The organism is Nesterenkonia sp. AY15 (assembly GCF_022565855.1).
Taxonomy (GTDB): Bacteria; Actinomycetota; Actinomycetes; order Actinomycetales; family Micrococcaceae; genus Nesterenkonia.
Genome location: NZ_JAJOYV010000013.1, coordinates 1 through 21,883, shown reverse-complemented (window position 1 = coordinate 21,883; position 21,883 = coordinate 1). Strand labels below are relative to the sequence as shown.

At 62.8% G+C, this 21,883-nt stretch carries 18 protein-coding genes and 1 pseudogene; 10 read left to right on the top strand and 9 right to left on the bottom strand.

The annotated features are described in order from the left end of the window. Nucleotides 1-61: 61 nt before the first annotated feature. From LSI54_RS12675 to LSI54_RS12665, 3 genes are all read right to left on the bottom strand, one after another. Nucleotides 62-1,600: an MFS transporter gene (locus LSI54_RS12675; RefSeq protein ID WP_241465907.1), complete on the bottom strand. Its 1,539-nt coding sequence runs from the start codon at nt 1,598-1,600 to the stop codon at nt 62-64. A 33-nt stretch (nt 1,601-1,633) separates the two neighbouring features. Continuing rightward, complete coding sequence (locus LSI54_RS12670; RefSeq protein WP_241476751.1) at nt 1,634-2,515, bottom strand: Sir2 family NAD-dependent protein deacetylase; 882 nt, start codon at nt 2,513-2,515, stop codon at nt 1,634-1,636. Between the two features lie 81 nt (nt 2,516-2,596). Then, nucleotides 2,597-2,800 (bottom strand): DUF3073 domain-containing protein, encoded by a 204-nt coding sequence (locus tag LSI54_RS12665; protein ID WP_241465903.1) that lies wholly within the window; start codon nt 2,798-2,800, stop codon nt 2,597-2,599. 361 nt (nt 2,801-3,161) lie between these two features. Between LSI54_RS12665 and LSI54_RS12660 the strand changes: the two genes are divergently transcribed. The 3 genes from LSI54_RS12660 (at nt 3,162) to LSI54_RS12650 (ending at nt 5,797) form a co-directional block, all read left to right on the top strand. Further along, complete coding sequence (locus LSI54_RS12660) at nt 3,162-4,394, top strand: NAD(P)-dependent malic enzyme (RefSeq protein ID WP_241478545.1); 1,233 nt, start codon at nt 3,162-3,164, stop codon at nt 4,392-4,394. Nucleotides 4,395-4,454: 60 nt separating this feature from the next. Further along, on the top strand, nt 4,455-5,060 hold the full coding sequence (locus LSI54_RS12655; protein WP_241478544.1) for a methylated-DNA--[protein]-cysteine S-methyltransferase: 606 nt from the start codon (nt 4,455-4,457) through the stop codon (nt 5,058-5,060). 161 nt (nt 5,061-5,221) lie between these two features. Continuing rightward, nucleotides 5,222-5,797, top strand: coding sequence for a dihydrofolate reductase family protein (locus tag LSI54_RS12650; protein ID WP_274617653.1), 576 nt, complete (start codon nt 5,222-5,224; stop codon nt 5,795-5,797). 84 nt (nt 5,798-5,881) lie between these two features. Here LSI54_RS12650 and clpB read toward each other — a convergent pair whose 3' ends face one another. After that, nucleotides 5,882-8,491, bottom strand: a complete 2,610-nt coding sequence (gene clpB, locus LSI54_RS12645; RefSeq protein ID WP_241476753.1) for an ATP-dependent chaperone ClpB — start codon at nt 8,489-8,491, stop codon at nt 5,882-5,884. A gap of 247 nt (nt 8,492-8,738) precedes the next feature. On the opposite strand from clpB, the gene LSI54_RS13300 reads away from it, so the two are divergent. The 4 genes from LSI54_RS13300 to LSI54_RS12630 all read left to right on the top strand — a co-directional run bounded on the left by LSI54_RS13300 (nt 8,739) and on the right by LSI54_RS12630 (nt 13,565). Next, nucleotides 8,739-8,990 (top strand): transposase, encoded by a 252-nt coding sequence (locus LSI54_RS13300; protein WP_446740434.1) that lies wholly within the window; start codon nt 8,739-8,741, stop codon nt 8,988-8,990. Nucleotides 8,991-9,622: 632 nt separating this feature from the next. Continuing rightward, nucleotides 9,623-10,357, top strand: a complete 735-nt coding sequence (locus LSI54_RS12640) for a hypothetical protein (protein ID WP_241478542.1) — start codon at nt 9,623-9,625, stop codon at nt 10,355-10,357. A 399-nt stretch (nt 10,358-10,756) separates the two neighbouring features. After that, entirely contained in the window at nt 10,757-12,484 is a 1,728-nt protein-coding gene (locus LSI54_RS12635; RefSeq protein WP_241478541.1) for an ATP-dependent nuclease, read from the top strand. Then, complete coding sequence (locus LSI54_RS12630; protein ID WP_241478540.1) at nt 12,468-13,565, top strand: UvrD-helicase domain-containing protein; 1,098 nt, start codon at nt 12,468-12,470, stop codon at nt 13,563-13,565. The genes LSI54_RS12635 and LSI54_RS12630 overlap by 17 nt, the downstream gene beginning before the upstream one ends. Before the next feature lie 338 nt (nt 13,566-13,903). On the opposite strand, the gene LSI54_RS12625 is transcribed toward LSI54_RS12630, so the two are convergent. Together LSI54_RS12625 and LSI54_RS12620 are read right to left on the bottom strand one after the other, a co-directional pair. Then, the gene (locus LSI54_RS12625; RefSeq protein ID WP_241478539.1) at nt 13,904-14,233 is read right to left on the bottom strand and encodes a hypothetical protein; all 330 of its coding nucleotides are present in this window, start codon (nt 14,231-14,233) and stop codon (nt 13,904-13,906) included. 491 nt (nt 14,234-14,724) lie between these two features. Beyond that, nucleotides 14,725-16,041: an ATP-binding protein gene (locus LSI54_RS12620; protein WP_241465894.1), complete on the bottom strand. Its 1,317-nt coding sequence runs from the start codon at nt 16,039-16,041 to the stop codon at nt 14,725-14,727. 778 nt (nt 16,042-16,819) lie between these two features. On the opposite strand from LSI54_RS12620, the gene LSI54_RS12615 reads away from it, so the two are divergent. Next, a complete protein-coding gene (locus tag LSI54_RS12615) occupies nt 16,820-17,107 on the top strand; it encodes a hypothetical protein (protein ID WP_241465892.1) in 288 nt (95 codons plus the stop codon). 272 nt (nt 17,108-17,379) lie between these two features. Here LSI54_RS12615 and LSI54_RS12610 read toward each other — a convergent pair whose 3' ends face one another. Together LSI54_RS12610 and LSI54_RS12605 are read right to left on the bottom strand one after the other, a co-directional pair. Further along, a complete protein-coding gene (locus LSI54_RS12610) occupies nt 17,380-18,222 on the bottom strand; it encodes an SDR family NAD(P)-dependent oxidoreductase (RefSeq protein WP_241478538.1) in 843 nt (280 codons plus the stop codon). 802 nt (nt 18,223-19,024) lie between these two features. Then, nucleotides 19,025-19,516 (bottom strand): MarR family winged helix-turn-helix transcriptional regulator, encoded by a 492-nt coding sequence (locus tag LSI54_RS12605; protein ID WP_241478537.1) that lies wholly within the window; start codon nt 19,514-19,516, stop codon nt 19,025-19,027. A 173-nt stretch (nt 19,517-19,689) separates the two neighbouring features. Here LSI54_RS12605 and LSI54_RS12600 point away from each other — a divergent pair, with 173 nt between their 5' ends. After that, the gene (locus tag LSI54_RS12600) at nt 19,690-20,508 is read left to right on the top strand and encodes a bacteriorhodopsin-like (protein ID WP_241478536.1); all 819 of its coding nucleotides are present in this window, start codon (nt 19,690-19,692) and stop codon (nt 20,506-20,508) included. Between the two features lie 863 nt (nt 20,509-21,371). Here LSI54_RS12600 and LSI54_RS12595 read toward each other — a convergent pair. After that, nucleotides 21,372-21,521, bottom strand: coding sequence for a hypothetical protein (locus tag LSI54_RS12595; RefSeq protein WP_241470696.1), 150 nt, complete (start codon nt 21,519-21,521; stop codon nt 21,372-21,374). A 63-nt stretch (nt 21,522-21,584) separates the two neighbouring features. Between LSI54_RS12595 and LSI54_RS12590 the strand changes: the two are divergent. Continuing rightward, nucleotides 21,585-21,883 (top strand): annotated as a pseudogene (locus LSI54_RS12590) (hypothetical protein); the annotation flags it as partial.

The window sequence follows — 21,883 nt, the reverse complement described above, 5'->3', positions numbered from 1 at the left end:
TCGGTGGATGCTCATGTGCTTCTCGGTCTTCTCGAGGGTCCGCAGTGGTCGTCGGGAATTCTCAGTGGTTGTCGGGATAGGCCTGGGATTCGGTGCCCGGGGTGTAGCGGCGCAGCATCCAGGACGACGCGACGGCGGCGAGCACCATCACCACGGCGACGCCGATCAGCACGCCCAGGTAGGCGACGTCGAAGGCCTCGGCCGCTGCCGCCATCGCCGGGGCGTCCCCGGATTCGAGCACCGCGGCCGGGGCCTGGCCCGCGTACTGCTCGGCACCTGCAGGCAGCACCAGGACCCGGGTGTAGACGAAGGTGAGCAGGCTTCCCAGCATGGCCACCCCGACCAGACCGCCGAACTCGTAGGAGACCTCCTCGATGGAGGCCGCCATGCCGGCGCGGCGCGGTGGGACGTTGCCCATGATCGCGGTCGAGGCCACCGACATCGAGGCGCCCAGGCCGGCGCCGAGCACGCCGAAGCTGACCACCAGCAGCACCAGCGAGTCATCGATGACGGCGTAGATGGAGACCAGTGCGCCGATCGCGGCGAGGACCATGCCGCCGCCGATCAGCGTGAGCAGGCCGGCGCGGTGCAGGATCGCCCCGCCGAAGAGCGCGAAGGGCAGTGAGCCCAGGGCCAGCGCGGAGACGATCAGCCCGGCCTCCAGCGGCGAGAAGCCCTCGACCAGCTGGAAGCGCTGGGTGGTGCCCAGCTGGACCCCGACGATGGCGAAGATGCTGGCGCCTGCGGCGATGACACCGCCGCTGAATCCGCGGTTGCGGAAGATCGTGAAGTCCACCAGGGGCTCCGCGGTGCGGTTGAGTCGCATCTGGCGCCGGGCGAAGACGGTGAGCATGACGGCGGCGACCACGACGGAGACGATGAAGCGCAGCCAGTCCACCGGGGTCTCGGCGATGGTCTTGATCGCCAGCACCGCGGCGGTGAGCCCAAGCATCACCTGGGCGGAGGAGAGCCAGTCCCAGTGCCGGCCGGGGTTGGCCAGGTTCGGCGGGCCCACCAACAGCATCAGCACCAGGGCGGCGGCGACGATCGGGACGTTGACCAGGAACACCGAGCCCCACCAGAAGAACTCCAGCAGCACTCCGGACACGATCGGGCCCAGGGCCATGCCCACGGTGGCCACGGCGGCCCAGATGGCGATGGCCATATTGCGCTCACGCTCCACTGAGAACGTCAGTCGGATCAGCGCGAGCGTGGCGGGCATCATTGCGGCGGCACCCACGGCGAGGAGCGCGCGGGAGGCGATGAGCATCTCGGAGCTGCCGGAGAAAGCGGCCAGGATCGAGGCCACTCCGAAGATGCCGAGGCCGACCTGGAAGATCCGTTTGTGCCCGAACCGGTCGCCCAGCGCGCCGGATCCGGGCAGCAGCCCGGCGATCACCAGCGGGTAGGCATTGATGATCCACAGCTGCTGAGAGGAGGAGGCGCCGAGCTCTGCGGTCAGGGTGGGCAGGGCGGTGTAGAGGATCGTGTTGTCCAGGGCGATCAGGAACAGCGCCGAGGAGACGATGGCGAGCAGGGTCCAGCGCTGCCACGCGCTGAGGGCATGGCGATCGACATGCACAGGAGAAGGAAGGGTCATCACCCGAGTTACTATACTATACGTCCGGTATAGTTACTGGTGAGGTTGATCACCCAGCAGGGTGTCCAGCGTCTGCAGCGCCGGGGTGATCCGGGTCCTCCAGCGCCAGTCCGCCTTGGGGTCGGCACGGGAGGGACCGCCGTTGATCACACCGATGGGCCGATCCGACTGGTGCATGGTCAGCGCGATCTTGAATCCGCTCATCACCGCCATCGAGCTGCCCACCACCAGCAGCGCCGAGGACGCGGCGACGAGTTCCTCGACCGCGGCCTTGCGCTCGGCGGGCACCGATTCGCCGAAGTAGACGACGTCGGGCTTGAGCTTCTCGGAGCCGCAGACCAGGCAGGTGACCATGTGAAACTTCTCCACCCAGGACTGATCCAGGGTGACGTCGCCGTCGGGGTTCACGTTCTCGGCGGCGGCGAAGGCGGCCTCGGCGTAGCCGGGGTTGGCCTCCTGCAGCCGGGCGTCCAGCGAGGAGCGGGCCTCGCGGTTGCCGCAGGTCAGGCAGATCACGGAGTCCATGTCACCGTGCAGGTGGACCACCGGATCGGCCCCGGCGGCGCGGTGGAGACCGTCCACGTTCTGGGTGATCAGTCCGCTGAGCAGCCCTTCAGACTGCCAGTCGGCGAGCAGCTGGTGGGCCGAGTTGGGCTCGGCCTGGTGCATCTGGCGCCATCCGACGAAGCCACGGGCCCAGTAGCGACGGCGCGAGGCGGCGTCGTGCTGGAACTCCTGGTAGGTCATCGGACGGTGACGATGCAGGGACCCCTGGGGGCCGCGATAATCCGGGATGCCGGAATCCGTGGAGACGCCCGCCCCGGTGACGCAGAGGACGTCGCCCAGCTCGAGCATCCGCCGGATGCCCTCACGGGCGATCTCGTCGGGCTGGGGCTCGGCGGTGTCCTTCACCACCCGGGCTATGGATCGGAGCGCTGCCCTATGGGCGTTCTCGACGGGTTTGGTGAAGGCCGCTGGAGTGGGCTCTTCCACGGGTCAGCGCCCGTACTTGTCCTCGTACGGGTCAAAGCCGCTGCTGCGCTCTTCGGCGTCCGCGCGCGCTGGGCGGCTGGACGAATCCCTGTCACCACGGGTTTTGGCGAGCTCTCTCTCAAGAGCGGTCAGGTCGGTGTCCGGAGTGTAGTACTTGATCTCCCGAGCCTGCTTCGTAGCTTTCGCCTTCTGACGGCCACGCCCCATAAGCGAGACCCCCTCTGTCTTCTCGTATCCCTGGTGCGATGCCGGGCAGGGGCTATCGCGGGATTATCTGTGTATGAAGTAGTTCGTGATCCTAGGTTAACATGACTGGCGCTGCGCCGTCGTCCGAACTGTCCTTCGAGCGAGCACGATCACACCTTTCAACGCCAAGATGGCGTACTCTGTTCCGCACGGTCCAAAGAAAGTACCGACCGCTGCGACAACGCCATCCGACGATCTCGGTGGCGCGGCAGACGATGCACCTGAGCTGAGCCCCTGGCCCCCGCCGTGAACCGCGGGTGCGGCCCCGATGGGCCAGCTCTGCGCGTGCAGCCCCATCACACTTCTTCCAGGAGACACCTCCATGTCCACAAATGACCGCGCGGCGACGGCGCCCACGGCCCCCACCACTGATGAGATCTTCGCTGCCCACGAGGGCGGCAAGCTCAGTGTCGAGACCACCATGCCGCTGGACTCCACGCGCGCACTCTCAATCGCATACACCCCGGGCGTGGCGCAGGTCTCGCGCGCCATCCACGAGACGCCGCAGCTGCAGGCCACCCACACCTGGGCCGACCGCCTGGTGGTGGTGCTCTCCGACGGCACCGCCGTCCTCGGGCTGGGCGACATCGGCCCGGCCGCCTCGCTGCCCGTCATGGAGGGCAAGTCGGCGCTGTTCAAGGCTTTCGGCGGCCTCAACTCGATTCCCCTGGTGATCGATACCAACGATGTGGATGAGATTGTAGAGACCATGGTGCGACTGCGCCCCAGCTTCGGGGCGGTGAATCTCGAGGATGTGGCGGCTCCACGCTGCTTCGAGCTCGAAGCTCGCCTGATCGAGGCGCTGGACTGTCCGGTGATGCACGACGACCAGCACGGCACCGCCGTCGTCGTCCTGGCCGCTCTGACCAACGCCGCACGCGTCACCGAACGCGAGTTCGCTTCGATGCGCGTCGTGATCGCCGGGGCGGGAGCCGCTGGCATCGCGGTCACCGAGATCCTGCTCGGCGCCGGCGTCGGCGAGGTGATCCTGACCGACTCGCGCGGAGTGATCCATGAGGGCCGCGAGGGGCTCAGCGAGATCAAGACCCAGTATGCGCAGCGCACCAACCGCAGACAGGTCAGCGGTCAGCTCGCCGAGGCGCTGGACGGGGCCGATGTGTTCATCGGCGTCTCCTCCTCCAAGGTCCCCGAGGAGGAGCTGGCCCGGATGAACGATCGTGCGATCGTCTTCGCCCTGTCCAATCCGGACCCCGAGGTGATGCCCGAGGTCGCCAAGCGCCACGCAGCTGTGGTGGCCACCGGCCGCTCCGACTACCCCAATCAGATCAACAATGTGCTGGCATTCCCGGGAATCTTCCGCGGGGCGCTGGACGCAGGAGCGCGCCGGATCACCCAGGAGATGAAGATCGCGGCGGCGACCGCGCTGGCGGACCTCGTGGGAGATGAGCTCACTCCGGAGCACATCGTGCCCTCTCCGTTGGATGCACGCGTGGCTCCCGCCGTGGCTCGAGCCGTGATAGACGCGGCTGCGGCAGCGAAGGCGCCAGGGGTGACGGCTGCAGCGCACGGGGTATCGGCCGAAGTCTCGGCCTAGCGGCCCTCGCGGAGGTCGGGGAGGTGGACCTTACTCGGCGGGCGGTGGAGAATTCGGTTTATGACTGATCTACCGCTTCTGCCGGAGTCCGACCTGCCCGAGCTGCGCTGGTGCTCGGCCTCCCTGGACGGGCTCGGCGCCATCGTGGCGATCTACTCCCCCGAGGACGACACGATCCGGGCCGCTTCGCTGGCCCAGGCTGCCGGTGACGAGCCGGAGGTGGCTGCGATCGGGCGGGTGTTGGAGCAGCTGATGGACCAGCTTGAGGTGTTGGCCCCGGCCACCGCGGCCCGGGAGATGAAGCCGCTGCCTGCGGGCACCGGACAGGTTGCTGAAGCGGTGGCGGCCTATGCCGCGGGCGACCATGCGGCCCTGGATGAGCTGGCCGTGGTGCAGCCCGGCTCGGGCTACCGCCAGGAGGTCTGGGCGGCGCTGCGCAACGTTCCGGCCGGGGAGACGGTCTCCTACGCGGAGCTCGCCCAGATGGCCGGCCGCCCGCTGGCACACCGAGCCGCGGCAAGCGCCTGTGCGAACAATCTGGTCGCCTTCGCGGTGCCGTGTCACCGCGTGATCCGCTCCGACGGCGGCCTCGGCGGCTACGGCTTCGGCGGCATCGAGACCAAGCGGGCGCTGCTGGCCCGCGAAGGCCTCCTCCTGAGCCGCTAACCTTCCTGGTTGCCCAACCTGCGCAGTTGAGTTCTCCGGCGGTTACGTACCGACCGGAGAACTCAACCAGCCATGAGGATTGGCGCGGGCACGAGGCCTCCGGGCCGTGACAGCTTGCAGATCGCTGGTGCAGACTCGGGCTTTTCGGCACTGGAGGACGCATGGCCAGGGAATTGGTATGGACAGGCTTCATGTCCCTTGATGGCGTGGTTGACTCCCCGGGCGCCATCAGCGAAGGGCACCCCAGCGGCGGGTGGGTGCCCCGCACAGAGTTTCTGCCCGAGGCGTTCTCGCTCAAGGACGAGGAGCTGGAGGAGACGACGGCGCTGATGTTCGGCCGCCGCAGCTACGAGGCCTTCGCCCCGATCTGGCCAGGATCCGAGGATCACGCGGCGTACAGGGATCTGCCGAAGTACGTGGTCTCGACCTGTCTCGAGGAGGACGCGACCATCGAGGGCTGGGGACCGATCACACTGCTGCGCTCCACCAAGGACGTGGCCGCCGTCAAACAGGAGGACGGCGGTGCAGTCTTCATCCACGGCAACGCCGCACTGGCGCGAAGCCTGATGCACGCGCGCCTGATCGATCGCTACAACCTGCTGATCTTCCCGGTGCTGCTCGGCGCAGGAAAGCGGCTCTTCAACGCCGAGGAGCGTCCGGCGACGAAGCTGTCCCTGCGCGAATCTGCCCACTACCCCAACGGAGTCCTCAAGGCGGTCTACGACGTCCACCGCTGAAGCCTGGCCTCTACTCCCAGGTGGCTGAGTTCTCCGGCGGTTACGTACCGACCGGAGAACTCAACCACCCGGGGAGGGTAGGGGTCAGGACTTCTTGGTCACGGTGAGCCCGTGCACGGACTCCCCTTCCAGGGCGAGCTCCTGCCGGTCTACCAGGACGGTGTCTCCGTCCTCGACCTCCCCGGAGAGCAGCGCGCGCGCCAGCTGGTCGCCGATCTCGCGCTGCACCAGTCGCCGCAGGGGCCGAGCGCCGTAGGCGGGGTCGTAGCCGGTGAACGCCAGCCAGTCCCGCGCGGCCTCAGTGACCTCCAGGACCAGACGCCGTGCGGCCATGCGCTCCTGCAGCAGCCCGATCTGCAGCTCCACGATGCCGCTGAGCTGTTCCATGCTCAGCGGATCGAACATCACGATGTCATCGAGTCGGTTGAGGAATTCGGGCTTGAAGGAGGCATGGACGACGTCCATGACCCGCTGATGCTTGATCTTGGTCTCCAGGGTCTGGTCCACCAGGAACTGGGAGCCCATGTTGGAGGTCAGGATCAGCACCGTATTGCGGAAGTCCACGGTGCGGCCCTGGCCGTCGGTGAGCCGGCCGTCATCGAGGACCTGGAGCAGGATGTCGAAGACCTCGGGGTGGGCCTTCTCCACCTCATCCAGGAGCACCACCGAATAAGGACGACGCCGGACTGCTTCAGTGAGCTGGCCGCCCTGGTCGAAGCCCACATAGCCTGGGGGCGCACCGACCAGCCGGGCCACCGAGTGCTTCTCCGAATATTCGGACATGTCGATGCGGATCATGGAGCGCTCGTCGTCGAAGAGGAACTCCGCGAGCGCCTTGGCCAGCTCGGTCTTGCCCACGCCGGTTGGGCCCAGAAAGAGGAAGGAGCCGGTGGGTCGGTCGGGGTCGGAGACGCCGGTGCGCGCGCGGCGAACGGCGTCGGAGACCGCCCCTACAGCCTTGGTCTGCCCGATCAGCCGCGAGCCGATGAGCTCCTCCATCTGGAGCAGCTTCGCGGTCTCGCCCTGCAGCAGCCGCCCGGCAGGGATGCCGGTCCAGGCTGAGATGACCCCGGCGATCCCGTCGGCGTCGACCTCGTCGGCGACCATCTTCTTCTCCGGGGCCGGGGTGGAGGCGTCCTCCTCCTCAGCGGCGGCCAGGTCCTTCTCGACCTGCGGGATCTCGCCGTAGAGCAGCCGGGAGGCCTCGGCGAGGTCGCCGTCGCGCTGGGCGCGTTCGGCGGCGGACTTCAGCTCGTCCAGGGTCACGCGCAGCTCACCGGCGCGGTTGAGCTCGCCCTTCTCGGCCTCCCAGCGCGCGGTGAGCTCGGCGAGCTCCTCCTTGCGGTCGGCCAGGTCCTCGCGCAGGGTGATCAGCCGCTCGGCGGAGCCGGCGTCGGTCTCGTTCTGCAGCGCGAGCTCCTCCATGGTGAGCCGGTCCACCACGCGACGCAGCTCGTCGATCTCCACCGGGGCGGAGTCGATCTCCATGCGCAGCCGGGAGGCGGCCTCATCGATGAGGTCGATGGCCTTGTCCGGCAGCTGACGGCCGCTGATGTAGCGGTCGGAGAGGGTGACGGCGGCGACCAGGGCGTTGTCGGCGATGCCCACCTTGTGGTGCGCCTCGTAGCGCTCCTTGATCCCGCGCAGGATCGCGATCGCGTCGGGCACCGAGGGCTCTCCCACGTAGACCTGCTGGAAGCGGCGCTCCAGGGCGGCGTCGGCCTCGATGTTCTCGCGGTACTCATCCAGCGTGGTCGCACCGATCAGGCGCAGCTCCCCACGGGCGAGCATCGGCTTGAGCATGTTGGAAGCGTCCATGGAGCCCTGCGAGGCGCCGGCTCCGACCACGGTATGGATCTCGTCGATGAAGGTGACGATCCTGCCTTCCGCGGCCTTGATCTCCTCGAGCACGGCTTTCAGCCGCTCCTCGAACTCCCCGCGGTACTTCGCACCGGCGATCATCGCGCCCAGGTCCAGCGAGATCAGCGTCTTCTCGCGCAGCGACTCCGGCACGTCACCGGCGACCATGCGCTGGGCCAGGCCTTCGACGACGGCGGTCTTGCCGACGCCGGGCTCGCCGATCAGGACCGGGTTGTTCTTGGTCCGGCGCGAGAGCACCTGGACCACCCGGCGGATCTCCGAGTCACGCCCGATCACGGGGTCCAGCTTGCCCGAGCGCGCGATCTCGGTCATGTCCGTGCCGTACTTCTCCAAGGCCTGGAAGGTGTTCTCCGGGTCAGGGGTGGTGACCTTGCGGTCTCCACGCAGCCCTGGCAGCTCGGCCTTGAGCGCCTGCAGGGTCGCGCCGGCATCCGCGAGGGCCCGGCCCACCGCGCCGCCGTCGGTGGCCGCGCCGATCAGCAGGTGTTCCGTGGAGACGAAGTCATCGCCGAAGTCCTCGGCCTGCGCCTGGGCAGCCTTGATGACGTTGAGCCCGGCGGGCGAGAACTGCGGAGCGGCGACGGAGTCCCCGCGAGTGGCGGGCAACGCCTTGATGATGGCGGAGGCGCGGGTGCTCACGGCGTCGGGATCGACTCCGGCTGCCTTGAGCAGCGCGACGGCCATGGATTCGCGCTGATCCACCAGTGCCTTGAGGATGTGGGCCGGCTCCACCTGCGGGTTGCTCGCGGTGTTCGCGTTCATTGCGGCCGCGGAGACGACCTCCTGCGATTTGGTCGTGAGTTTGACGTCCATGTCTGCCCCTCCCAGTGCGTGGTGACGCCGGTTGCACGACGGCGCCGAATAAACTTGAGTCAATAGTACTCAACTTTGAGTTGGGCGGAAGTATTCCATCGCCGGCAGGCGGTCCCGCGATCACTTACTGTAGGTTCCCGCCTAAGTTGGACTTTTCTCAATTAGTTGGCCACCGCGTGTGGTCCGTCCCGGGTTCCTAGAGCACGAATTTCCTGGATTCTGGATGTCCTGAGCACAGGAGGACCAGATGGGACGAAGAGGATACCCCGCCGAATTCCGGCGACGAGTGCTGGACCTGCTCCACGCTGGAGGCAGCGTCGCGAGCATCGCCCATGACCTGCAAATCAGCGACCAGACGATCTACGCCTGGCGCCGACAAGACCGGATCGACCGTGGCGAGATCCCCGGGCTGAGCACCGCGGCAGAGCGTTCTGATCGATGCCGCTGCTCCACTGACGGAAGTCGTCGACGAGATACTTGCGAGAAGCCGAGCCGCTAGAGACCGCCCGATAACCGGTCGTCCACCGCGCGACCTCCAACCCTCAGTCGAACCGTACAAACAGAAGCTTCAGACTCACTGGGCACCCCCTCCGATTCAGTGCACGGTGAAGGCCCCCTATCTACAGCATGAAAAGCGTGGGAATGAGGCGAGCCATGATCATCGCAGGGATCACTCGTCGAGTACGCAACGACAGCCGCAGTCGAAAGTGAGTAAGGGGGCGGGGTGTCTACCCCGCCCCCTCGAGCTACCAGGGCTCGATCGTGATAGTAATTCCGGATACAGTCCTAGTGACAGTGATGCGGAAACCTGTACTCATCGGGTCCTCCCTTCTCTTCGAGATGCCCCCTTTGGTCTTGGCGGACAAGGGGGCATCTGGCTGTAAGAACACTTTCCCCTTTCATTGCTTGATGAGCAAGGCTGGTCAGTTACGGGTTGAGCGAGGTGTTGGCCCGGTCTCGGCGGTGACGTATGACGTTTTCACCGGACCGTCATGCCGCCCTCAGCGGAGACAGAACACGGTTGAAGCGGTACCTTATATAGAAGTACTTCTTGTAGCCCAGGTACCCCCAGCACCCCCGTACCCCACGTTTCTCCGCTGAGGACGTGAATTACTTGGACGGAGCAGCCTCATGGACGTCCCGTCGGAAGCCATCGAAGCGTTGAATCGTGCAACCGATAGATCGAAACGGAAGACGAGCGTCAACTTTCCGATCGAGTACGTAAAGAGGGGTGATGCCACTCCGACTGCCGCGTGGCTCGTGCAGTCGAATGAGTTGCGCCTCAAATTGCACATGACCCTTGCAATGCAAGCGACGAAGGCTCCCCATACGCTCCCCGACCGACCGACGCGATATCTGGCTCAGTCACTAAACCTGCCTGAAAACACGGGCCCTCGCCGAGCCAACGACGCCAAGAAATGGTTGCAGGAGAAGAAATTAGTCACGACTACACAACTGACCAACGGAAAGACCGGGTTGCTTCTCCTGCATCCTGACGGTTCCGGGAACGAGTGGGATGGCAATGGTCCCCGCTGGGTCGGGGTGCCCTTCACTTTGTGGACCAACATGTGGATCCTGCGACTCAGCGGAAGAGCAATCGCAGTATTTATGGCTTTACTAGAACTCAACGGTGGGTCCACTCATCCTCAGGGTGAACTCATGGACGGTCACCGAAAGAAGCAGTACGGGCTTTCTGATGACACGTGGACCCGGGCAACACAAGAGCTCAAGCACTTCGGGCTTCTCCGAATGACTGAGGTTAAATGGGGAGACGATGACTACCAGGTCCGAAAACGGAAGCGTTACCTGTTGCTCCGTGATGCACTCGAGACGACCCCTGACTGGGCCAAGGACGCCCCTCGCTGACTCTCCTACTCCCTAGCGACTGTCGACTTTCAACCCCCGACCAGTGTCCCCGGGAAGTGAAGCTAGGAACGTCATCTCCACAACACTGCGAACCCCGCGCAGCCCTTCCTGTGCCGATGGCAGCAGCCGAATCGAGATCGCACTGATAGCTGCCTGTCATTCTTGCTCCTAGCGTCGAGGCTACTGGTGTTCGAAGACGTGGGAGGCCCTGCTTGACTCCCCTCGACCGCAACGAGGTAGCGCCGCCCTGAGTTAGAGGAGGGTCGTACGCAACCTCCCCCAGGTCATACCATTCTGGCGACACCCACCGCTCTCCATTCGGAAATACGTTGTCATCGAAGCAAGGACGATCAAAGGAGATCCGCCCCAGCGACAGAGTCCGCTAAGTTATTACGTAGAATGGAGACCCTAAGAGCTGATTTAGTTAAAGGTGCAGGAGAACACTTCAACATGTCTGTGCAACCGGATACCACTAATGACGGTCAGACGACGGCGCCGCAAGACCGCGGCCTGGTGCAACATCTTTATCTAGAGAACTTCCGCCGCTTCAAAAAGGCAGACATAAAATTTCAGACCGGTCTGAATCTCCTCGTAGGAACCAACGACCAGGGCAAGTCAACAGTCGTCGAGGCTATTAACCTGGCGCTTAGCGGGAGATGGCAAGGGCGCCATTTCGCGACCGAGCTCAATCCTCACTTCATCAATGACGAAGCGACCGCAGAATACCTAGAGACGCTTCGGAAGCGACCGAGCAACCCTCCCGACCCGCCTGTCATCGTCGTCGACCTGTATCTCAAGGCAACCAAGGAGACTCAGCACCTAACCGGGGACAATAACGCTGAAGCTCGTATGGCCCCAGGCATCAGATTGCGCGCTGCGCTGGACAAGGAGTTGCGGGCGGAATATCGGGCATACCTCAAGAACACTTCCAGTGTCAGGCGTGTACCGACCGAGTTCTACAAGGTTGAATGGACTGGCTTCCACGGCATTCCGATCAATCCCCGCGCAGTCCCGGTACGCGCAGCGATTATCGACGCGTCAAGGATTCGCCTCCAATCGGGGACCGACTATTACCTGAAGCAAATAGTGGCGGAAGCCCTCGAACAGGGAGAGCGCACGAAGCTTTCCGCGGGTTATAGAGGCGCTCAGGAGTCTTTCGTTGAAGACCAGGCGATCGTCGCCATCAATGCCGCTTTAAATGACAAGCGCGGGGAGATAACGAAGAAGCGGCTAACGCTGGACGTAGATTCTTCGCAGAATAACCAATGGGACAATGCACTGACGCCTCACCTAGACGATGTGCCCTTCTCCATGCTCGGAAGTGGCGAGCAAAGCAAACTAAAAATCATGCTCGCCCTGGCTCGCAAAGCTGGAGAAGTAGGCGTAGTGCTTATCGAGGAGCCCGAAAATCACCTGGCCTTCGGGGAGCTCAATAGGCTGATCCGCCACATTCAGGATCACTGCGATGAACACCAACTGATTTTGGCGACGCACAGCTCCTTTGTAATCAACAAGCTCGGTCTCTCCAACCTACTTCTGCTCGGCGACACGGGAGTGCATTCGCTCACAAGTCTTCCCCCAAGCACATCGGACTACTTCGCGAAGCTCGCTGGCTACGACACCTTGAGGCTGGTGCTAGCAAAAAAGGTGATCCTGGTAGAAGGCCCCTCGGATGAGCTCATCGTGCAGAAAGCCTATAGAGATAGATTCAAAACGCTTCCGATAGAGGACGGTATCGACGTAATCAACGTAAGGGGACTGTCAGCCCCAAGGTTCCTGGACCTGGCGCGGCCCCTTGGTCGTCCATGCGTTGTGGTCACCGATAATGATGGCGACTACGAAGCGGTAAAGAAGCGCTACGAGAACTACGAGCAGGAAGCCTTTCTCAGTGTTTGTATCGGGTACGGCAACAACTTTAAGACCCTAGAGCCACAACTTGTCCATTCGAACGGTTACGAGAAGCTCGAGCGGATGCTGGGAAAAACATTTGGTTCCGACGAGGATGTCTGCAAGTGGATGCAAGACAACAAGAATAAGACTGAGGCTGCTCTCAGGCTGTTCAACTCAAATGAGATGCTCACGTTGCCGAAGTATCTTTCGGAGGCCATAGATGCCATCGCCAGCTAACCTGGCCATAGTTGCTTCGGCTGGATCGGGTAAAACCCACGAACTTATCCGGCAAGCCACGTCCGACCCGGGGTCACGTGTCCTTATTGTCACTTATACCAACGAGAACCTTCGCCAGCTCGAGGATCGACTGAGTCAACTCCCCGCGGGCTACCCCCCTAACGTTGATACGATGAGCCTTTTTGGTTTCCTTCTAAGAGAATGCGTCAAGCCACTACAGGTATCAAAAACCCAAGAGCCAAATTTCGTCCGCTCGATCCATTTCCATGAGCGCCCCGTGTACGCTCAGCGAGCAGGCTTACGGAACTTCAACAAGTACTTCCTTAACAGCGCAGGGGACGTGTATAGCGATTTCCTCTCTCAGGCCGCCTGCGAAATCAATCAAGCTGTCTCCGGTGCCATGATTCAGCGCTTGGAGCTTCTTTGGGACGAGATCTACATCGATGAAGCCCAGGACATGAGCGGGTATGACTTGGACCTCCTAGATGCTTTGCTCGCCTCGCGTATCCGGGTGGTGATGGTATGTGACCCCCGGCAGGCGGTTTACAGTACAAACGCCCAGGTGAAACACAAGAAATATCGTGGTTCCGGGTTCATAGACTGGATCAACGAGAGGGTTGAGGACGGCATTGTTGCTCGCGAGAACAAAAACGAGTGCCGAAGGTCGTTGCAGGAGATCTGCGACTTCGCCGACTCTTTATACCCACGTCTCGAACCAACGACTTCGACCAAAGAACCTGGGACTCGCCATCACACCGGCGTCTTCCTAGTGCACGAATCAGCCGTCGGCGCGTACACCGCGAGGCACAAGCCCCAGGAACTTCGCTGGGATCGCCGAAACCGAAAAGCTGGTCCGAGCGCCCGCAACATGGGCAAGGTGAAAGGGCTCAGCTTCGAAGACGTGCTTGTGCACCCCACTACTGGCATGATCGCGTACTTGGAAAGTAACCGGGAGTTGGCTCCATCCACGCTAGCGAAGCTATATGTGGCAGTAACTCGCGCGGAGTACAGCGTTGGCATCGTGACGAACAAGGCTTCCACAAAGACGCAGCTCCCGTTCTGGAGTCCTGAACGGGAGTGATCCGCCGCGCCTTTCAAGGAACCGCATGACCACGAGTGCGGACCAGGCGCATGCCAGACCTATGCCGGCAACTAGCGACGGCGGATGCACATGGGCCGCAGACCCCATAAATCCCCGCCTGGTTGTCGAGGACGTTTTTGGCGGACCCTACGCTTAACCAGTGGGCCAGGGGTTGGAGCGCTGGTGGTCGTCGCCGGCCGCCGATGAGCAAGAATCTGACAGGGGCGCCCGCGTCCAGCTCCTACCGAATTGATGGCCCTAGGTGAATGGTGCCAACAGTTCCTTCGCGGGGAGCCTATTTCTGTCAGCCCTGGAGCATCCACGTAGAGCGATGGTGCTCAGAGGCGCTGGCTGAGGTCCACGACTTCGCGGTCGCCCACGGGATTCTCGAGTTCGACGTCGATGGCTCCAAAAACGGCCTCCTCCGAACACCCGTCCCCGCCCTCGCGCGTCCCGGTGATTACTGCGACGGCTATCTCGTCTTCGGTCTCTTCCACCCTGGACTGCAACCCATCGCAATCAAAGTTGCCCATGTAGAAATGGAACCGTAGGACGTCTTCGTGGATTTGCTTGTAGTCTCCCAACCTCACATAGTGCGGGGAGAAAAGTACTTCGACGGGCTCCTGGACCTCACCGCGCGGCCGGTCTTCCTCAGAGGTCATCTCCACCAACTCACGATAGGGCTCTGAGGAGTCGGCGCCGTGCTGGGTCGGAGACGTCGAGGGTTGAGGTGCCGGTTCTTCGCTGCCACAGCCCGTGAGCAGGAGGGCACTTGTCACAATAACCGCGGAGTGAGCTGAACCGAATCCGTACAACACTCATCTCTCCACGGTAGAGGGTGGAAGCTAGATCCTCCATGGGACATGGCGTGATATCGACTCGTGCGCCTGACTGCAGAAGCTAGGGCGCTGGTGACGACTATTCGTCGGGTGACAGCCGGTATGGAATACGGACAAGCCTGAGGATTACGACAAGTTAGTGAGACAAACCGCGTCTCACCGACATGTCACACCCCATGTCAGCGCCTGACCCGTGTGACAAGATCCGCGGGATCCTACACTTACCACCGAAACAAAAAGACTAGGGTCAGCGAGTTTAGCTATCGGCTTTGACGCCGTCAGCCCACAGTTCAGAAGCACCGGCCAAGTCTCCCCAGCCACTACACACGGCCTAGGGCGTCGATATCTTCCAAGAAGTCCTGCTGCACTTCGGCGCTGACGGTGGTGCGGGTTTCAGAGATTGCGTCGAGGTAGTCCTGTGTAGAGGGTCCCTTCCGTAGCGCCTCCCGGGCCGAAGCCGTACCGACTGAAGCCAGCCGGCCGTCGTCGTACACTGCTTTTTCCAGTGCCTGCTGGGAGGCACTGCGTGCCGCGTATTCGATATCCGCAGGGGAGAATCCTTCGGTGCGTGCCACGAGCAGTTCCACGTTCACGGCGTCCACTACGGGTGACGGGATAAAGCGCTGCCACATGGCTTCGCGGGCCTGCCGGTCCGGCAGTCCGATGGGGATGACGTAGTCGAAACGGCCGTGGCGAAGGAAGGCGGTGTCCAGCGCGCGAATGAAGTTGGTAGCGCAGACCAGTAGGCGCCCGGGCTGTTCGCGGAAGGCCGGGATGATCTTGAGGAGCTCGTTGGTGACTCCCTGCAGCGGCGAGGGCGGTTCGCCGGAGCGCTGGGAGGCGATTTCTTCCACCTCGTCGATGAACACCACGGCGTGCTCCAGGTCGGCGATCTCGAGGAACGTTTCGCGCAACGCTCCCGCCAGGCCCTGCGGGTCGGCGGCGAGGCGGGAGGGAAACACTTCGACGAAGGGCCACTCGAGGCGGGAGGCGATGGCTTTGGCGAAAGTGGTCTTCCCGGTGCCGGGCGGGCCGAAGAGAACCACGGCGCGCGGTGGCACCACGCCGAATTCGTCCGCGAGGTCCGCTTCGGCAAGAGGCAGGACGAGCCGGCGCTCGAGCAGTTCCTTCTCCTTGCGCATTCCCGCGACGTTATCCCATAGGTCCCGGGCGAGGACGCGTCCGCCGAGCTGGCCGAGTGCGCCGAGTTCCTGGCGTTGGACGGGTATGGTCCGTTCGAAGTATCGCAGGTTCTGCTTCAGGGCGAAGCCGCGGCCCAGGAAGGCCTCCACGCGGGTTTCGGATTCCGGGATCAGCGCCGAGAGCTTGTTCAGCCCGTGCGGTGCCATCCGGTTTTCGACAGCGGCCAACAGCGCGGTGCCGACTCCCAGGTCGGAGTATTCGGGCAGGGTGGCCAGGAATACGATCCAGCCCTGATCATGTGCCGCGCGGCCGACGGCGGCGCCCACCACCTGCTCACCCTGCACCGCCACCACAGCATGGTCCTTCTCGCACGAGGCCACTACTTCAGAGATCGCGTATACCGGTTCGAGATTGTGGGACTTGAGCGTTTCCCAGAGGTGCAGGATCCCGTCAAGGTCCGCTGAGTAGAAGTCCCTGATCCGCCAATTGGTCATGACGTCCCTCTTTCTGGTGTGAATCCTTCTGGACAGCGCATCGTTTTCGGATTCAAACTGAACCGGCCCAGGTTCGATGCCGCTACTTTGCGGGTTCGGGCTCTCGAGTGAGGGCCTGATTGTGGAGCTTCTCGAACTCTATCGGGGTGAGCATCCCAAGAGTCCCGCGGAGTTGCCGATTGTTAGACCAGTCGACCCAGCCAGCAGACCCAGATTCCAGATATTGCTGGCTCGATGATCATCGCGTTTCGACACAGGTTGGCTAGTCGCTTATGTACGCTGAGCGCTTCGAGGAGTCCGTAGTGCAGTTCCGGATCGTCGTAGCGCTCGGCGAGCTTGGCTATGGCCTGGACCAGGAGCAATCATCGCGCTATAGGAGCCAGCTTGAATACGTCGCAGTTCTCGCCGGGAACAACTAGCCGCTCTTTATCGGACACTTCACATGTTCGGCTTCCCGCCCGTCGCATCGAGCCTTCACCTCAGTTGCGCATGTGGCTCACCAAACGGTCCCGGGCGAGCCAGCTTCTCCACAGAACATCTCAGCGAGCCCCTCGCGACGACTGTTTGAGCTCCCCTGCGTTCGCGCCTGGGGATTACGACAAGTAAGTGAGACAGACCGCGTCTCAGCGCAATGTCATTCCCCATGTCAGCGGCCGACCCGTGTGACAAGATCCGCAGGACCCTACATTAGGATCCCGTTTTTCGTGTCACTGTCTCAGTTTCGTGTCACGTGCGTGTCACCCTCCCGATATCGTGTCACCGCGAGAATAGTGAAGGCATGGACGCTCAACTGCTTTTGAGAACCAAGCTGGAGCACCTCTCCCAAGAGGGAACCCTGGTTGAAACCACTGTGGGCGCTGTAGATCAACACCGGCTGTCAAGAGCCCTGCCGATCCGCGAACCACGCACCTATCGCAATCAGCGCCACTACTCGGGCTTGTTCTGGTCGAGCACCACACGAGGCCACGTGCCATACGAAAGCCTCCTCGAACTCGACCGACTTTGGGTAGCAGACTTTGACCCACTCGTCTCGTGGATTGCAGCGCAACCAATGTGGATTCGCTGACGCCATCAAACCCGGGGCAGACCAGACTCTCCATCAATCCCAGTACGGTTCAGACCCCTATGCGGGCATCGAGTCCTGGAGTGGACCATGAGTGTCCTCAAGGCGACCGGTCTACGGGCGCCCGTACGTCGGAGGAAAGCTTCTCGTCTCGTGGAGGGTTTCGCGGCGCCTCTGGTTCACCCCGGAGTGCGCGGCGTTCTGGTCTCGCAGAGGCCAGCGCGTCCTGAACACCGCCGAACCCAGACAAGACGCCCTGCTACCCGACCAGACGGCTACTGCGCGGCGGTGGAGAGCCCTACGAGCTCAGCGCTCTTGTCCCACAGTCCGGCTGCCAGTTGCACGTCCGCGGCTTGAGGGTTGGTCTTGGCGGTCTTCTGCTTCTCGTAATACTCACCCGAGACCCACTCCCGGCCCGGCGCGCCCGCAGCAAGCCACACCAGGGGTAGCGCGCCCTGCTCGGGGCTGATGAGACCAGTCATTCGTCCCAGGGGGGTCTGATAGATGAACCGCATCACGCTGGTGGTATCTGAAGCGAAGCTTGTCATCACGTTTCCGGGGTGGAAGGCGACCGCGGAGATTCCCTGGTCGGAGAACCTGCGGTCAAGTTCCTTGGCGAAGAGGATATTGGCCAACTTCGCGTCGCCATAGGCCTTGTTCGCGGAGTACCTCCGCTCGTTATTGAGGTCATCGAGGTCGATCCTGCCGAAGAAACGCGCGCCCACACTGGACGTGTTGATGATCGACGCTTTGCTCGCCGTGAGCGTGTCCATCAGGAGGTTGGTGAGCAGGAACGGCGCGAGGTGGTTCACCTGCAGCGTCTTCTCGAACCCATCTTCAGTGCGAGTCTGATCCCCGAAGATGCCGCCGGCGTTGTTGACAAGAACGTCTATCCGGGGATATTGGTCCTTCAAACGCGCAGCAAGTGTCCTGACCTCGGAGAGCCTGGTGAAGTCAGCGAGGAAGAACTCGGTGTCGAGCTCGTGCGCCAGGGTTTCGGTCTTGTGCTTCGAGCGACCCACAAGGGCGACCTTGTGGCCGTCTGCGACGAGCTGGCGGGCAGCTGCAGCTCCGATCCCGTCGCTGGCCCCAGTGAGGATGATGGTTTTTTCGAGCATGGTCTCTCTCCTTGATGGACGAATCTCTGATGGCAGTGGCTGCGCGGAGCGCTGAGTCAGACGGCGAGAGGGTGGAGCACCACTGAAGCGAGGACAACCATGAACACGATGATGTCAGCAACGAACGGGCCGGAGCTTCGCTAGCCGGCGCGGATACGCTCCACGACCAGCTGAAACGCGGACCCCGCCTAGGGCGTGGAGCAGTTGACACGTGATCGCGCAGCAGGTCCGATCTAGCCTAAGGCGAATCCTTCACGCTGCCCGCAAGTCGGTCGGCAACCGCGCGTGATCCACCTAATCGACGTCTTGCGCCCCTGTCATCGCTGGGATGCCCGTTTACCCCGCCCGACAAAGATGCCCGCAGGGGTGCCCTATCCGCTACACCTATCTCCATACTTAGGGACCCTCAGGCAATAGAGACACTGCTGCACCCTCACCTGGGGTAGTCGGGACGTAACCGCAAACGAACCTGAGCATTGCCACAAGTTGAAGAGACTGCCCATGCCCGCGAGAAACGTCACTTCCCACGTCAGCGCCTGGCCCATGTGACAAGATCCGCGGGATCCCACACTTGCGCAGGAAGTCGCACAACGTGTCGGTCGTCCCACTCATCTGGCGAAGAATGACACTTGTCACACGAGTCGCTCTGGCGCACTTCTTGAGACCACCCTCGAATACGTCGATTCTGTCGGCGTTCGGACACTTACGACTCTGGGGCAAGTGCACGAGTCACGACTCTCACGAGGCCTGCCTGTTCGAACTATCCGTAGCTACCAGAATCAGCGGCCGCGACCAGCACGCCTCAGGGGGTGTCGGCCGGGAGGGAGCGCCCGGCACGGAGCGCGGACTGCCGTTCCCCCAATGCGCCGGTGACCCGCCACAGGACATCGTTCGCAGTCTTCACATCCTCCTGCGAGAGCCCGTGGGTCGCTCGAGCCACCATAGTGATGAAGTCGGCGTGGATCGCAGAGATGGTCCGGTGTCCTTCGCTGGTCAGCTGCAGTCGCACGCTACGCCGGTCCTCCGGGTGGGTGACGCGTTGCAGCAACCCTGCGGCGACGAGGCGTCTTGAGATGCCGGTGACCGCCCCGCCGGTCAAGGCGAGATGGCCAGCCAGCTCCTTGGGGGTCAGGTCTCCCGATTCGGCGATGCGAAAGAGGCCTCGGAGGTCCGTGGTGGAGAGGGAATGCGCCTCTGCGAGGCGTTGCCGCTCTTCCTCAAGGGCCCTCAGGAGGTGGATGGCCGCGTTGGGGAAGCCTGTCAGTATGTGCCTGTCGTGCTGGTTCTGGGGCATCTTTCCTCCTGTCGAGGCTAGGACATGTGCACTACCCGCCCGGCCATCGTGTTCCGCCTGATCCTACGACAGCTGGTTGATCGATCGTCGGCATATAGTTTAGTATGTCAAATATCCACTAAAGTATCGCCGCGGCTTGCAAAGTGGAGCGCGGCCTTCCCGATGGAGGACTCGTGATACCCGAAACCCTGACGCAAGGACAGTTCGACACCGTCTACAACTTCCTGTCACTGGTCATCGCCTCGCAACTCTTCACCGCCGTGTTCCTGCTCATCTGCCTGCCCCGGATCCTGCCCCGCTACCGGCAGGCCATCACCGTGGCCATCGTGGTCTGCGGCATCGCGGCATACCACTACTTCCGCATCTTCGACTCCTTCAAGGAGGCCTTCGTCTCTGACGCCGTCGGTGGCGACGGCATCTACACCCAGGCGGCAGGTGCCTCGTTCAACGAGGGCTACCGGTACGTGGACTGGCTCTTGACGGTGCCACTGCTGCTGGTCGAGCTGATCGCGGTGCTAGCACTGGCCAGCGCCTTGCAGTCCAAGTTGCTGTGGCGCCTGGTCCCTGCAGCAGTACTGATGATCGCCCTCGGATATCCAGGCGAGATCAGCGACGACAACACTGTCCGGGGAGTCTTCTTCGGGCTCTCGATGATCCCGTTCCTTTACATCCTCTACGTGCTGTTCGTCCAGCTGACCGCCTCTCTCGACCTGCAACCGGTGGGCGTACGTCGTTCGCTGAGCAACCTGCGCTGGCTTCTGCTGGGCAGCTGGGCGGTCTACCCTGTCGCCTACCTACTGCCGATGCTCAACGTCTCCGGGGCGGATGCCTGGGTCGGCCAACAGATCGGCTACTCGGTGGCTGACATCACTGCCAAGGCGGTATATGCGCTGATCATCTACCGGGTGGCCCGGATCAAGTCCTTCGCCGACGACCCCGCGTTCGCGGACCGTGAGCTGTCCCACGGCGTCCCCGCGCGGGAAACCGCCTGACGCCGGCATCATTGGCCTCGCAATAGCCCTCTAGCAAGTCGGGCAGCAATGCACTACCTGCCGGAGGACCGCTGCCTCTCGGGCGTTACCCATAGGGTCAGCTCCTGCGTACCCACTTCTCCTCCTGGCCGAGGGCGCCGAATCACCACGCAAGTCACGCAGGGCAGGAAGAGTTCCTTGTGCCCTACGTCTTCACGCAGGTCGGGACCATAATCAGGGGTACCCCTGGACTCACCCTACGACTTTCGGGGTTGCCAGTCTGGGGCCAGACCCAGAGGGCTCGAGTAGGACAACTCTGAGGATTTCGACACGTTAGTGAGACAGACCGCGTTCCATCGAGATGTCCCATCCCATGGCAGCTCGGGCCGCATGTGACAGGACCGCGAGATCCGTCAGGTAGAGGTTCCCGCTTAGGGCGGACTTGTCCCAATGAATTGGCCACCGCGTGTCAGATTTCTCAGAGACCGGTCATACCGGCGCTCTAGGGGTGTGGGCGGACACGATGTGTCCCTCCGATGCTGCACAGTCGTCGGTGACGACGTCGCGACGACTTGGGAACAGGCACGTGCCGACCTGACCGTCGCGGGTCTCCCGATCCGAACCCCACCCAACCGTTAACGGACTCTTCCGAGATGGAGCCTGGGGCAACGGTTCGTGGCTCCTAGGCTCCATTCATCTCCAGCGGCCTTTCCTCATTAACAAAGAGATTGTGCGAGCTCCATGCTGCGGTTCGCCCTTGGCCTGCCGTATTCGGGCCCTCACCCCGGAGCGGACAGTGACAAGCCGAATGACATCGCTGCCGCCCAGAAGGTCCAACCCGAAAGGGAACCTCCATGTCTCCTCTGCCTCAGTATGGTCCCGTTTCACACCATCATCTTCAAAAGGATGACAGTCCGAATCTTTGCCAATGCCGAGCAGGCGGGAACCTCCGGGTGAAGCGGATCGGTGAGCTGAGAAACTTTTTTTGGATTTTCACCATCCGATCCTGCCGTCGCTCCGAACTCCGCGTACATGGCCTGGACGCGACCACGATCAGAGGCCGTATGACAACATCACTGTGACGAGGAGTCCCTCAAATGTTTAAATCCAAACTGTTCGCCGTCCCCACCCTCGCGCTCGGCGCAATGCTCCTGGGCGCAGGCCCAGCCATGGCCCACTCCGAGCACGGCGGAGCAACCGATGGCGCCGCCACATCGACCTCCAGCGAGTCCTGGTCCTTCCAGGCCAACCTCGACCCGCTGAACAACAGCGGCACCGTCGGTGACGTGCTCATCGAGGGCCAGGGCAACCAGGCCACGGTCTACATGACCGTCGACGGCGCAGCCGAGACCTTCATGGACGGACCCTTCCCCCACGCCCAGCACATCCACTTCGG